The 12,338-nt window shown below is 74.3% G+C and carries 9 protein-coding genes; all 9 read right to left on the bottom strand.

Features of this window, described 5'->3' with window-relative positions; translation table 11 throughout:
• Window positions 1-19 precede the first annotated feature (19 nt).
• On the bottom strand, window positions 20-673 hold the full coding sequence (locus AB0881_RS22635; protein WP_366619543.1) for an FtsQ-type POTRA domain-containing protein: 654 nt from the start codon (window positions 671-673) through the stop codon (window positions 20-22).
• 266 nt (window positions 674-939) lie between these two features.
• Window positions 940-2,370 (bottom strand): UDP-N-acetylmuramate--L-alanine ligase, encoded by a 1,431-nt coding sequence (gene murC / locus AB0881_RS22630; protein WP_366619541.1) that lies wholly within the window; start codon window positions 2,368-2,370, stop codon window positions 940-942.
• Between the two features lie 57 nt (window positions 2,371-2,427).
• A complete protein-coding gene (gene murG / locus AB0881_RS22625) occupies window positions 2,428-3,519 on the bottom strand; it encodes an undecaprenyldiphospho-muramoylpentapeptide beta-N-acetylglucosaminyltransferase (RefSeq protein WP_366619539.1) in 1,092 nt (363 codons plus the stop codon).
• A gap of 118 nt (window positions 3,520-3,637) precedes the next feature.
• Window positions 3,638-4,897, bottom strand: coding sequence for a putative lipid II flippase FtsW (ftsW, locus tag AB0881_RS22620; RefSeq protein ID WP_366619537.1), 1,260 nt, complete (start codon window positions 4,895-4,897; stop codon window positions 3,638-3,640).
• Window positions 4,898-4,901: 4 nt separating this feature from the next.
• Window positions 4,902-6,329, bottom strand: a complete 1,428-nt coding sequence (murD, locus tag AB0881_RS22615) for a UDP-N-acetylmuramoyl-L-alanine--D-glutamate ligase (RefSeq protein ID WP_366619535.1) — start codon at window positions 6,327-6,329, stop codon at window positions 4,902-4,904.
• Window positions 6,326-7,387, bottom strand: coding sequence for a phospho-N-acetylmuramoyl-pentapeptide-transferase (mraY, locus tag AB0881_RS22610; protein ID WP_366619533.1), 1,062 nt, complete (start codon window positions 7,385-7,387; stop codon window positions 6,326-6,328). The genes murD and mraY overlap by 4 nt, the downstream gene beginning before the upstream one ends.
• On the bottom strand, window positions 7,384-8,826 hold the full coding sequence (gene murF / locus AB0881_RS22605) for a UDP-N-acetylmuramoyl-tripeptide--D-alanyl-D-alanine ligase (protein ID WP_366619531.1): 1,443 nt from the start codon (window positions 8,824-8,826) through the stop codon (window positions 7,384-7,386). Before murF ends, mraY begins: the two co-directional genes overlap by 4 nt.
• Window positions 8,823-10,370, bottom strand: coding sequence for a UDP-N-acetylmuramoyl-L-alanyl-D-glutamate--2,6-diaminopimelate ligase (locus tag AB0881_RS22600; RefSeq protein ID WP_366619529.1), 1,548 nt, complete (start codon window positions 10,368-10,370; stop codon window positions 8,823-8,825). Before AB0881_RS22600 ends, murF begins: the two co-directional genes overlap by 4 nt.
• 90 nt (window positions 10,371-10,460) lie before the next feature.
• The coding region (locus AB0881_RS22595) for a penicillin-binding protein 2 (RefSeq protein WP_366619527.1) at window positions 10,461-12,338 on the bottom strand (1,878 nt) is incomplete at its 5' end.

The following is a 12,338-nucleotide window of genomic DNA, read 5'->3' as shown; positions in this document are numbered from 1 at the left end:
CCGGCCTGTATCGGTTTGATCACCTGGTGGTGACCACGTCGGGCGAGCTGACATCGACCGTGCGCGCCCCGCGGCCCGCCGCCGACCCCCGCAACGCCTCGATCAGCCGCGCCTTCTCCGCCGCCCGCCCGGGCGACCCCCACACCACCGTGAGACCGTCCGACAACCGCAGCGTCACCGTCTCCGGCGTCGGCGCCTCCACCTTCACCAGCCGCGCCGCCAGCTCCCTCGGCAACTCCCCCGTCACCCGCAGCGCCGCCAGCGTCGCCGCGTCCGTCGGACCGGGCGAAGCCACCGACAGCACGGGCAGCCCCGGCGGCCGCGACGCGCCGTCCGCCACCGTGACCCCATGCCGGTCCAGCCGGTAGAACCGCCCCGCCCGCTCCACCGCGACCACGGGCACCCGCTCCCGCACCGCGATCCGCACCGTGGCCGGCCACCGCCGCTCCACCGTGACCGACTCCACCTCCCGCATCCGCTCCAGCCTGGCCTCCACCGAGCCCGTCCCCAGCCGGACCATCGGCAGCCCCAGCCGGATCCCCGCCGTCGCCACGATCCGATCCCGCGGCACCAGATCCGTGCCCGTCACCTCGACCGTCCGCACGACCAGCAGCCGCGAACCGAGCAGCACCCAGGCCAGCACCCCCAGCACCCCGAGCACGAGAAGCGCCACGCACACTCTCTTCCATGTGGAGGGGCGACCCTCCACGCCACCCGGGCCCGAGGTGGGCGTCCCTGCGCTCGTTCCTCGCTCCGGGGCGCCCGCCCTGGGGCCGGGGGCTCCGCCCCCCGCGCCCCCCGCTGGGGACTTCGTCCCCTCGTCCCCCTTTTTCGGGCTTCGCCCTCGCCCCCGTACCTCGCTTCGCTCGGTCATGGGGGCAGCCTCGCAGCGATCGGAGGGTCGGATGGGGAGCCCACGCCTGTGACGGGCCGATCGGGTCAGCCGGCCGCGGGCGCCAGGCGGGCCAGGATCTCGGGGCCCAGGAGGGTCACGTCGCCGGCGCCCAGGGTGATCACCACGTCGCCGGGGCGGGCCAGGCGGACCGCCGCGGCGGGGACCTCGGACCGGTCGGCCACGTACTCCCACTCGGTGCCCGCGGGGATCCGCTCGGCGACCAGCCGGCCGGTCACGCCGGGCTCGGGGTCCTCGCGGGCGCCGTACACGTCCAGGACCACGGCCGCGTCGGCCAGGCCGAGGGCCTCGCCGAACTCGGCGGCGAAGAAGCGGGTGCGGCTGTACAGGTGCGGCTGGAAGACGGCCACGATCCGGCCCGGCGCGGCGCCCGCGGCGGCCGCCTTCTCCGCCACGTAGTCGCGGGTGGCCGACAGGTCGGCGATCAGCTCGGTCGGGTGGTGGGCGTAGCTGTCGAACACCTCCACGCCCGCCGCCTCGCCCTTGGGCTCCAGCCGGCGCATCGCCCCGCGGAACTCGGCCAGCCCGTCCCGTACGGCGGCGAGGTCGAGCCCCAGCGCGCGGCCGACCGCGAGGACCGCGGCGGCGTTGAGGGCGTTGTGCCGGCCGGGGACGGCCAGCCGCACCTCGCCGGCGCCGGACACCTCGAACCGGGAGCCCAGGCCGCGCGGGGTGAAGCCGGAGACCCGCAGGTCGGCGCCCGCGGCCTCGCCGTACGTGAGGACGCCCAGGCCGCGCTCGCGGGCCAGCTCCGCCATCTCCATGGCCACCGGGTCGTCGGCGCCGGCGATCAGGGTCCCGCCGGGCTCGACGCGGTCCACGAACTTCGCGAAGTTCTCCTTGACCTTCTCGAAGCCGCCGTAGTTGTCGAGGTGGTCGGCCTCCACGTTGGTGATCACAGCGATCCGCGGGGTGTACATCAGGAACGAGCCGTCGCTCTCGTCGGCCTCGGCGACGAAGACGTCGCCGGTCCCCTCGTCGGCGCCCAGGCCGGTGGTGACCAGCTGGCCGCCGATGCAGTACGACGGGTCGGCCCCGGCGTGCTGGAGCGCCACCGTCAGCATCGACGTCGTGGTGGTCTTGCCGTGCGTGCCGGCCACCGCGACCGCGCGGCGGCCGGCCATCAGCGCGGCCAGCGCCGCCGACCGGTGCAGCACCCGCAGGCCCCGCTCGCGGGCCGCGGCCAGCTCGGGGTTGGCCTCCCGGATCGCGGTGGAGACCACCACGGTGTCGGCGTCGCCGAGGTAGGCCGCGTCGTGCCCGACGAAGACCTTGGCGCCCAGGTCGCCGAGCTGCCCGAGCAGCTCGGAGTCGCGGGCGTCGCTGCCGGACACGGCGATGCCGCGCTTCAGCATGATCCGCGCGATGCCGGACATGCCGGCCCCGCCGATCGCGATGAAGTGGACCCGGCCCAGCTCCTCGGCGGGCACGACCTCGCCCGGACTGATCAGACTCATCGGGTGGTACTCGTCCCCTCGTTCACGGTCCAGCGTCCGCTCCGGGACGGCCCGGGCTCACGCCCGCGCCGCCCCCCGGACCACCTCGTACACCATCTGCGCGAGCGCCACGTCGGCGTCCCGGCGGCCCATCCGCCCGGCCGCCTCGGACATGTGCGCCACCCTCGCCGGGTCCCCCAGCACCGGCAGCAGGTTGGCCGCGATCCACTCGGGGGTCAGCTCGGCGTCGTCGACCAGCAGCCCGCCGCCGGCCGCCACGATCGGCTCCGCGTTGAGGCGCTGCTCGCCGTTGCCGATCGGAAGCGGGACGTACGCCGCGGGCAGCGCCACCGCCGCCAGCTCGGCGCAGGTCATCGCCCCGGCCCGGCACATGGCCATGTCGGCGGCGGCGTAGGCCAGGTCCATCCGGTCGCAGTACGGGATCGTGACGTACTGCGGGCCGCCCGAGACCGGCTCGGGCTCCTCGGTGTTCTTGGGGCCGACGATGTGCAGCACCTGGATGCCGGCCTGCCGGAACCACGGGGCGGCCGCCACCGAGGCCCGGTTGAGCGACCGGGCGCCCTGGGAGCCACCGAAGATCAGCAGCGTGGGCAGGTCGGGCAGCAGCCCGAAGTACGAGCGCGCCTTGTCCCCCATCGCCAGCCGGTCCAGGGTGGCGATCTCGCGGCGCAGCGGGATGCCGACGAACCGGGCCCCGGGCAGCGGCGAGTCGTGGTGCGAGACCGCGACGTGCTCGGTGAACCGGGCGCCGAGCTTGTTGGCCAGCCCCGGCTTGGGGTTGGCCTCGTGCACGATGATCGGCACCTTGCGCTTGCGCGCGGCCAGGTAGCCGGGGGTCGCGACGTAGCCGCCGAAACCGACCAGGATGTCGGCCTGCGCCTGGTCGAGCACGGACGCCGCGGTGTTGATGGCCCCGCGCAGCCGGCCGGGGACCGTCAGCAGCTGGGGGGTCAGCGTACGGGGCAGCGGCACGGGCGGGATCAGGGCGAGCTGGTAGCCCCGCTGCGGGACCAGCCGGGTCTCCAGGCCCCGCTCGGTGCCGAGGCAGGTGATCCCCGTGTTGGGGTCGTTGCGCCGCAGCGCGTCGGCCAGTGCAAGGGCGGGCTCGATGTGTCCGGCGGTGCCGCCGCCGGCCAGGACAACCCTCATGCTCGTTGACAACTCCTCAGCATGTTCGTCGGAGCGGTGCCGCGGCCCCGCCTCCCGCGCCGCGTGTCCGCGGTCGACGGTCGCCGGGCCGGTGCGGCACCCCCCGTGGTGGGGGATTTCAGCGCCGTGCCAGGCCCAGCCAGCTTAGGGCCCGCAGGACCGGTCCGGGACCCCGCGCGGCCAGAGCCTGCCGCGCCCCGGGCTCCCGCTTGGCGAAGGCCAGCAGCATCCCGAGCGCGATCAGGGTCGGGATCAGCGCCGACCCCCCGTAGGAGACCAGCGGCAGCGGGATCCCCGTGATGGGGAGCACGCCGATCACGGCCCCGATGTTCACGATCGCCTGGACCACCAGCCAGGCGGTGGCGCCGGCCGCGGCCAGCCGCGTGAACGGGTCCTTGACGCGCCGGGCGATGCGCAGGCCCGCGTAGGCGAGCAGCCCGAACAGGCTGAGCACCACGAGCGTACCGACCAGCCCGAACTCCTCCCCGACGATCGCGAAGATGAAGTCCGTTTCGGCATGGGGCAGGAAGTCCCACTTCGCCCGGCCCTCGCCGAGCCCGGTGCCGAACCAGCCGCCGGACGCGAGCGCGTACAGGCCCTGCGTCCCCTGGTAGCGCGCGCCGGAGATGTCGCCGGAGGTGTCCAGGAATCCGGTGAGGCGCTGCATCCGGTACGGCTCGACCACGATGAGGATGCTGACCAGCAGCACCACCAGCCCCGCCATGCCGACGAACAGCCGGCCGGGCGCGCCGACCACCCACAGCAGCGCCAGGAAGATCGTCAGCAGGATCAGCGTGGTGCCGAGGTCGCTGCCCAGCATCACCAGCAGCACCAGCACGCCGGCGCCCGGCATCAGCGGGACCAGCAGCGGGCGCCACTCGGTGAGCTGCCCCAGCCGCTCCTTGCGGGCCAGCAGGTCGGCGCCCCACAGCACCAGGGCGAGCTTGGCTGGTTCGGACGGCTGGAGCCGGAGCTCGCCGAAGCCGATCCACCGGGTCGCGCCGTTCGCCGAATGGCCCAGGCCCGGGACCAGCACCATCATCAGCGCCACCGCCGACAGCAGCAGCAGCGGGTACGCCAGCGCGCGGAAGGTCTTCACCGGCAGCCGGGACGCCAGCCACATGGCGGGCAGGCCGAGCGCGACCCACATCAGCTGCTTCTGCAGCAGCGTGTAGGCCGACCCGGTCTTCTGGATCTGCTGGACCGAGGACGCCGACAGCACCATGACCAGGCCCAGCGCCAGCAGCATGATCGTGCAGCCGAGCACCAGGTAGTACGAGGTCAGCGGGCGGTCGAGCAGCCCCAGTACGGCCGCGGCCTGCTCGCGCGGCGAGGAGCGCCGCGGCGTCCGCTCCTCGGCCGGAAGCGCGGTGCCCATGCCGTCAGCCGGGCTCGCCGCTGCCGCCGTGGCCGTTCTCGTCCCTGGCCAGCCGCTCGACGGCGGCGATGAACGCCTCGCCGCGCGCCGGGTAGTTGGCGAACATGTCGAAGGACGCCCCGACCGGGGCGAGCAGCACGGTGTCGCCCGGGCGGGCCAGGGCGGCGGCTTCGTTCACGACGCGGTCCATCGCCCCAGTGTCGGTCTCCGGTACGTCCACGACCGGGACATCGGGCGCGTGTCGCGCGAGTGCCTCCGCGATCCGCGCCCGGTCGCGGCCCAGCAGCACCGCGCCGCGCAGCCGGCCGGCGCAGGAGCGGACGAGGTCGTCGACGTCCAGGCCCTTCAGCAGCCCGCCCGCGATCCACACGATCGGCTCGTAGGCGGCCAGCGACGCCGCGGCGGCGTGCGGCTGGGTGGCCTTGGAGTCGTTGACGTAGGTGACGCCGCCGACCTCGGCGACGTGCTGGATGCGGTGCGGGTCGGGGACGAACGCGCGCAGGCCGTCCCGGACGGCCTCGGCGGGGACCCCGAACGCGCGGGCGAGCGCGGCCGCCGCGAGCGCGTTCGCGACGTTGTGCGGCGCGAACGGCCGCACGTCGGCGAGCGCGGCCAGCTCGGCCGCCTCCCGCCGCGGGTCGCCGGTGAACGCGCGGTCCACCAGCAGTTCCTCGACCACGCCGAGCTGCCCGGGCCGGGGCACCTCCAGGGTGAACCCGACCCGCTCGGCGGCGCCGCCGGCCAGCGCCGCGGCGCCCGGGTCGTCGTCGTTGCACACGGCGACGGTCCCGGGAGCGAAGATCTTGGCCTTGGCCGCGGCGTACTCCTCCATGGAGCCGTGCCAGTCGAGGTGGTCGGGCGCCAGGTTGAGCACGGTCGCGGCCGCCGGCGCGAGCGTGCTCGACCAGTGCAGCTGGTAGCTGGACAGCTCGACGGCGAGGACGTCGTGCTTCTCCAGGACGGCCTCGACGATCGGCGTGCCGACGTTGCCGACGGCCAGCGCGTCGTGCCCGGCCGCCTCCAGCATCCGCGCCAGCATCCGCACGACGGTCGTCTTGCCGTCGGTGCCGGTGATCGCCAGCCAGGGCGCGGCGCCCTCGGGACGCAGCCGCCACGCCAGCTCGACCTCGCCGTAGATCTCGATCCCGGCGGCGGCCGCGGCGGCCGGCAGCGGCGCGTCGGGCCGCCAGCCCGGCGAGATCACCACCAGCTCGGTGCCCTCGGGGAGGGTGTCGCCGTCCCCGAGCCTGACCTCGATCCCCAGCGCCGCCAGCTCGGCCGCGTACGCGCGCTGCTCGTCGCCGTCGCGGCCCTCGACGACCGTGACCGCCGCGCCGCGCTCGGCCAGGACGCGGGCCGCGGCCCGTCCCGACACCCCGGCGCCGGCCACGCACACCCGCCGGCCCCGCCACTCCCCCGAGTTCGGACTCAATTCTTCGGCATCCATTCCAGGTAGAACAGGCCGAGGCCGATCGCCGTGAACAGCGCCGACATCAGCCAGAAGCGGACGACGATCGTGGTCTCGGCCCAGCCGGACAGCTCGAAGTGGTGCTGCAGCGGCGCCATCTTGAACACCCGCTTCTTGGTCAGCTTGAAGCCGCCGACCTGGATCATCACCGACAGCGTGATCATGACGATCAGGCCGCACAGGATGGCCAGCAGGAACTGGGTGCGGGTGAGGATGGCCAGGCCGACCAGCACGCCGCCCAGGGCGAGCGAGCCGGTGTCCCCCATGAAGATCTTGGCGGGCGGGGCGTTCCACCACAGGAAGCCGAACACGCCGCCGAGCACGGCCGCCGCGACGACCGCCAGGTCGAGCGGGTCGCGCACGCTGTAGCAGTTGGGCGCCAGCGCGAAGTCGTAGCAGCTGTTCCGCAGCTGCCAGTTGCCGATGATCACGTACGCCGCCAGCACCATGCCGGCCGGGCCGGCGGCCAGGCCGTCCAGCCCGTCGGTCAGGTTGACGCCGTTGGACATCGCCGCGATCAGCAGCAGCGCCCACACCACGAACAGGTACGGGCCGATCGAGGGGCCGAAGTCGCGCAGGAACGACAGGTGCGGGGAGGCGGGGGTGATGTCGTACCCGTTGGGGAAGTTCAGGGAGGCGATCGCGAACACGACGCCGACCAGGATGATGCCGATCATCTTGGCGCCGCTGCGCAGGCCGAGGCTGCGCTGCTTGAACACCTTGATGTAGTCGTCCACGAAGCCGACCAGGCCGAGCCCGGTCATGAGGAAGAGCACCAGCAGCCCGGACACGGTCGGCGCGGTCCCGGTGACCAGGTGCGCGACCGCGTACCCGACCAGCGACCCGACGATGAACACCGTGCCGCCCATGGTGGGGGTGCCGCGCTTGCCGTGGTGCCCCGAGGGGCCCTCCTCGCGGATCATCTGGCCGTAGCCCAGCCGGTTGACGATCCGGATCCACACCGGGGTGCCGACCATGCCGATGATCAGCGCGATCCCGGCCGCGATGATGATGTTGGTCACGAGCGGTCCCCTCCGGCGGTCCCGCCCGTGCAGCCGGGCCCGTGGTCGCCGTTCAGCAGCCGCTCGGCGACCCGTTCCATCCCGGCGACGCGAGAGCCCTTCACCAGTACGACGTCCCGCGGCCTCAGCCGCTCTCTGAGCGCGGTCACCGCCGCGCCGACGTCATCCACCTGTACGCACTCTCCCGTCCATGACGCCACCTGGTCGGCCCCATCGGCCATCGGCGCGGCGTTCGCGCCGACGACGACGAGGCCGGCGATGCCGCTGCGCGCGACATGCTGCCCGATCTTGGCATGTTCCGCCACAGAACCGGAGCCGAGTTCGGCCATCTCGCCGAGGACCGCGAACGCGCGGCGCCCCTTGGCCATGTGCGCCAGCACGTCGACGGCGGCCCGGGTCGACTCCGGGTTGGCGTTGTAGGCGTCGTTGACGATCGTGACGCCGTCGGCCCGCTCGGTGACCTCCATCCGCCACCGGCTGGCCGGCCGCGCCCGCGACAGCGCGCCCGCGACCGCCTCGGGCGGCAGGCCCGCCGCGCGGCCCGCGGCGGCGGCGGCGAGCGCGTTCGCGACGGCGTGGGAGCCGTGCAGGCACAGCTCGACCGGGGCCGTCCCCTCTGGCGTGACCAGCGAGAACCGCGGCCGGCCCGCCTCGTCCAGCCACTCGTCCGCGGCGCGCACGGTCGCGTCCGCGGCGCGGCCGAACGTGACGACCTCGGCCTCCGTACGGGCCGCCATCGCCGCCACGAGCGGGTCGTCGGCGTTCAGGATCGCGGTGCCGCCGGCGGGCACGGCCTCGACGAGCTCGCCCTTGGCGAGGGCGATCCGCTCCTTGCCGCCGAACTCGCCGATGTGCGCGCTGCCGACGTTCAGCACCACGCCGACGGCCGGCGGGGCGATGCCGGCGAGGTAGGAGATGTGACCGACTCCACGCGCCCCCATCTCCAGCACGAGGTACCGGGTCCCCGCGTCGGCGCGCAGCACGGTCAGCGGCATCCCGATCTCGTTGTTGAACGACCCGGGCGGCGCGATCGTCGGCCCCGCCTCCGCCACGATCTGGGCGATGAGGTCCTTGGTGGAGGTCTTGCCGGCCGAGCCGGTGACGCCGATGACGGTGGCGTCCGGCAGCCGTTCCAGGACGCCCCGGGCCAGCAGCCCCAGCGCCCGCTGGACGTCGTCCACGATGACGGTCGGCCCGTCGCCGCAGGGGCGCTCGGCCAGCACGGCCGCCGCGCCGGCGGCGAACGCGGCCGGCGCGAAGTCGTGCCCGTCGGCGTTCTCGCCGCGGAACGCCGCGAACAGCGCCCCCGGGACGGCCTGCCGGGAGTCGATGACGACCGGGCCGTCCACCACGGGGTCCGGCGGGCGCGGGCCGTCCGCGGCGCCCGCGAGGGCGCCCCCGGTCAGCTCCGCGATCGTCGACAGCGGAAGTGGGATCACGCCTGCGTCCCGTCCCCTCTCACGTCCTGCCCGGAGGCACGGCGGCGCAGCGCGTCCCGGACGACCTCGCGGTCGTCGAACGGGAACACCTCGCCCGCCACGTACTGCCCCTGCTCGTGTCCCTTGCCCGCGACGACGATCACGTCGCCGCGGCGGGCCCGGCCGATCGCCAGCCCGATGGCCGCGGCCCGGTCGGGCTCCATCACGATGCGCGCGCGCTCGGCCTGCGGCACCTTGAGCCCGCCCTCGACCATAGCGGCGAGGATCGCCAGCGGATCCTCCGACCTGGGGTTGTCGTCGGTGAAGTACGCCAGGTCGGCCAGCCGCGCCGCGGCCTCGCCCATCAGCGGCCGCTTGCCGCGGTCGCGGTCGCCGCCGCAGCCGAGCACGATCGCCAGCCGGCCCTCGGTGACCGGCCGCAGCGCGTTCAGGACGGCCTCGACCGCGCCCGGTTTGTGCGAGTAGTCGACCAGGGTCACGAAGTCCTGGCCCTCGTCCACCCGCTCCAGCCGCCCCGGCACGCCGCCCGCCGCGGCGACGCCGTGCACCGCCGCCTGGAGCGTGATGCCCGCCTCCACCAGCGCCACGATCGCCGCCAGCGCGTTCGACACGTTGAACGGCCCGGCCAGCTGGACGGCGGCGTCCGCCTCGATCCCGCCGGGGCCGACCACCCGGAACACGCTGCCGTCGGCGCCCACCCGCACGTCCTCGGCCCGCCAGTCGGCGCCCGGGTCGCCCTCGGCCGAGAACGTCGTCAGCGGCACGGTCGCGGTGCGCACCAGCTCGCGCCCCCACTGGTCGTCGAGGTTGACGACGCCGACGCGGGAGTACTCCGGCGTGAACAGCTTCGCCTTGGCCGCGAAGTAGTCCTGCATGGTCGGGTGGAAGTCGAGATGGTCCTGGGACAGGTTCGTGAAGACCGCGACCTCGTACTTCGCGCCGCCCACCCGGCCCTGCGCCAGCGCGTGGCTGGAGACCTCCATGGCGGCGGCGCCGACCCCGCGCTCCCGCATCATCGCGAAGATCGCGTGCAGGTCGGTCGCCTCCGGCGTGGTCAGCGAGCTGGGCAGCCGGGCGTCCTGGATCCGCATCTCCACCGTGCCGACCACGGCGGTCTCGATCCCGGCCGCGCGCAGCCCCGACTCCAGCAGGTACACGGTCGTGGTCTTGCCGCTGGTCCCGGTCACCCCGATCAGCGTCAGGTCGCCGGCCGGCTCCCCGTACACCCAGGCGGCCGCCCGGCCCAGCAGCGCCCGCGGGTCGTCCACCACCAGCACCGGCAGCCCGGTCGCGGCGGCGCGGTCGCGGCCGGCCGGATCGGTCAGGATCGCCGCCGCGCCCGCCTCGGCCGCCTGCGCGGCGAACTGCGCGCCGTGCGCCCGGGCGCCCGGCAGCGCGGCGTACAGGTCGCCGGCCAGGACCGCGCGGGAGTCGTGCGTGACGCCGGTGACCTCGGCCCCGGCGAGGTCGCCGCCGGCGCGCTCGGCGCCGAGCAGCTCCGCGAGCCCGGAGAGCGGGCGGGCCGGGTTGGTCGTCGGGCGCATGGCGTTTCTTTCGGTACGGGTCGAGGCGGCCGGCGGCGCCGGCCTGGACACAGGTGCTGGGCTCACGGCGAGAGAGAGTACTCGCTGCGCTCAGCGGTCGGCGTGGATCTTGACGATCGGCGGTTCGCTCCCCGTCGGCGGGATCTTGCGGGTCTGCAGGGCGAAGCTCATCACGTCCTTGAAGACGGGGGCCGCCGCGTCGCCACCATAATGGCTGCCCTTCTCCGGGTCCTGCAGCACGACCTGGACGACCAGCTGCGGGTCGTCGGCCGGCGCAAACCCGGCGAACGAGGCGGTGTAGCCGCTGCCGTCGTAGCAGCCGCAGCGCGGGTTGAGGATGTCGGCGGTGCCGGTCTTGCCCGCCACCCGGTAGCCCTTGATGCGCGCCTTCGGGGCGGTGCCCTCCTTGGAGGTGACGCCCTCCAGCATGTCGCGGATCTGCTTGGCGGTGCCCGCGCTGATGACCTGCCGGCTCTCCGGCTTGGGCGCCGGGGTGAACGCGTCGTCCTCGCCGGTGGTGCCGGCGATCATGTTGGGCGTGACCCGGACGCCGTCGTTCGCGATCGTGGCGTACACGCTGGCCATCTGCAGCGCGTTCACCGACATCGACTGCCCGAACGCGATCGGGTAGCGGTCGGTGCCCGACCACTTGGACGGCGGCGCCAGCTGCCCGGCGGTCTCGGCGGGCAGGCCGATGCCGGTCTTCTCGCCGAAGCCGAAGTCGCGCAGCGTCTGGTAGAGCGTCTGCGGCGAGATCTTCTCGCTCGCGAGGATCGTGCCCACGTTGCTGGAGGTGGCCAGCACCCCGGCGAAGGTGAGCCGCTGCGTCGGGTGCGGGTGCGAGTCGCTGAACGTCCGGTCGTAGCGCCGGGTCCGGTCGGGCACGGTGAACGGGGTGTCCGGCCGGACGCCCCCCTTCTCCATGACCGCGGCGGCGGTGACGACCTTGCCGGTGGAGCCCGGCTCGTACGCCTCCTGGACGATCGGGCTGTCCCAGAGGTCGTTGCTGGACTTGCCGTAGTTGTTGGGGTCGAAGCCGGGCGCCGACGCCATCGCCAGCATCCGGCCGTCGCGCGGGTCCATGACGATGACGCTGCCGCTGCGCGCGCCGGTCTTCTTGACCTGCTCCTCGATGGCCCGCTGCGCCTGGAACTGGACGTCGCGCATGAGCGTGAGCCGCAGCCCCTTGCCGGGGACGGGCGCGCGCTTCTGGTCCTGGCCCATCGGGATGTGCTGGCCGTTCAGCCCGATCTCGACCCGCTGCCAGCCGGCCTTGCCGGCCAGCTGCTCGTTCATCGAGTACTCCAGCCCGGCGGCGCCCCTGCCCTCGGAGTTCACGAAGCCTATGACGCTCGCGGCGAGGGAGTCGTTCGGGTACTGCCGGCGGTATTCGGGCAGCGTGCCGATGCCGGGGAACTCGAACCCGGTCACCAGCCGCGCCCGGTCGGGCCGGACGCCGTGCGCGAGGTACTCGAAGCGCGAGTCCGGGCGGCTGATGACCTTCATCACGTGCGCCGGGTCGAGCCCGAGCACGGGCGCCAGCGAGTCCACGACCTTCTGCCGCTTGTCCGGCTTGATCATGTACGGGTCGGCGAAGATCGCGCGCGCCTCGACCGTCATCGCCAGGGGGTTGCCCTGCGCGTCGGTGATGTCGCCGCGCACCGCGGGCAGGTCGATCTCCTGGAGCCGCTGCTCCATCGCCAGCTCGCTGTAGTCGCCGGACTCGATCGTCTGCAGCTGGACCAGCCGCCCGGCGAACAGCGACAGCACGAACGCCACCACCAGCAGCCCGACGTTCAGCCGCTTGACGGGGTCGCGCCGGTGGAACGGGACGCGCGGGCGCGGCGGCCGGCTCCGGGGCGGTCCGCCGCCGGGACCGCCGGGACCGCCGGAACGCGGCCTGCGCGGGGCGGGCGGCTCCTGGCGGGCGGCCGTGCGGCGGCGCGGCTCGCCCCCCGCCGGTGCGGC

The sequence above is a fragment of the Spirillospora sp. NPDC029432 genome (assembly GCF_040703975.1).
Taxonomy (GTDB): Bacteria; Actinomycetota; Actinomycetes; order Streptosporangiales; family Streptosporangiaceae; genus Spirillospora.
This window is presented reverse-complemented; position numbering and strand designations above follow the sequence as displayed.

What these genes read in the sequence shown, in the direction of transcription:
- ftsW (WP_366619537.1), bottom strand. Translation starts at nt 4,897, where the DNA reads ATGGGCACCGCGCTTCCGGCCGAGGAGCGGACGCCGCGGCGCTCCTCG.
- murG (WP_366619539.1), bottom strand. Translation starts at nt 3,519, where the DNA reads ATGAGGGTTGTCCTGGCCGGCGGCGGCACCGCCGGACACATCGAGCCC.
- AB0881_RS22600 (WP_366619529.1), bottom strand. Translation starts at nt 10,370, where the DNA reads ATGCGCCCGACGACCAACCCGGCCCGCCCGCTCTCCGGGCTCGCGGAG.
- murC (WP_366619541.1), bottom strand. Translation starts at nt 2,370, where the DNA reads ATGAGTCTGATCAGTCCGGGCGAGGTCGTGCCCGCCGAGGAGCTGGGC.